Below are 745 nucleotides of genomic sequence, written 5' to 3' on the forward strand. Positions count from 1 at the left end.
AGCGGTTAGAGTCGCCCATAGCCGCTCTCGGGCCGTGGGCGACAGAATCTGCAGCGTGATCGCCGACAAGTAGACGAGATCGCTGCCCGCGATCGCCTGGTCGACCCGCTCCGGCCATTCGACGTCGAACAGCCGCCGGGCCGGGGAGTCGGACCGGTGGTAGGTGAAGCTGCGCTCTCCTGATCCGTCCGTTCGGACCAAGTAAAGCCCCGGCGTGTGCCCCGGAATCCGTTCCACCAGTTTGGTGCCGATGCCCTCGGCGGCCACGGCGGCCACGAGCGCGTCGCTGTACCAGTCGTCGCCCACCGCGGTCACGTAGTCGACGGACGCCTCCTCCGCCAGCGTGCTGCGCGCCAGGTAGACCGCGGTGTTGAAGGTATCCCCGGCGAAACCGAGGGCGAGTGTGCGGTCCGTCCGGTGGGTGAGCTCGACCATGCACTCCCCAATCGCGACCACCCGGGCAGGTCGTCCCGCGATCACAGTTGCCCTGCAGCGATGAGACCGCGCAGTTCTGCCGCCTTCGCCTCGAGGTCGTCCGCGGCGTATACGTCGCTGCCCACTCCCACGGCGAACGCGCCCCCATCGAGCCAGGTCGGGACGTCACGCACCGCGATACCCCCGGTTGGGATGATCCGGGCCGCGGGCAGGATCGAGAGCACCGACTTCAGGTACTGCGGCCCGCCCAGGTGCGCGGGAAACAACTTGGCGACGCCGGCATCGGCGGCCATGCTGAGTTCGGCCGGGG

At 69.1% G+C, this 745-nt stretch carries 1 protein-coding gene and 1 pseudogene; both read right to left on the bottom strand.

Features of this window, described 5'->3' with window-relative positions; translation table 11 throughout:
* Positions 1-480: PfkB family carbohydrate kinase (locus PKE99_RS38110; protein ID WP_306470795.1), on the bottom strand; the 480-nt coding region annotated here is incomplete at its 3' end.
* A pseudogene (locus PKE99_RS38115) lies at positions 477-745 on the bottom strand (bifunctional 4-hydroxy-2-oxoglutarate aldolase/2-dehydro-3-deoxy-phosphogluconate aldolase); the annotation flags it as partial. The pseudogene PKE99_RS38115 and the gene PKE99_RS38110, both read right to left, overlap by 4 nt.

Source organism: Pseudonocardia halophobica, assembly GCF_027922425.1.
Classification (GTDB): Bacteria; Actinomycetota; Actinomycetes; order Mycobacteriales; family Pseudonocardiaceae; genus Pseudonocardia; species Pseudonocardia halophobica.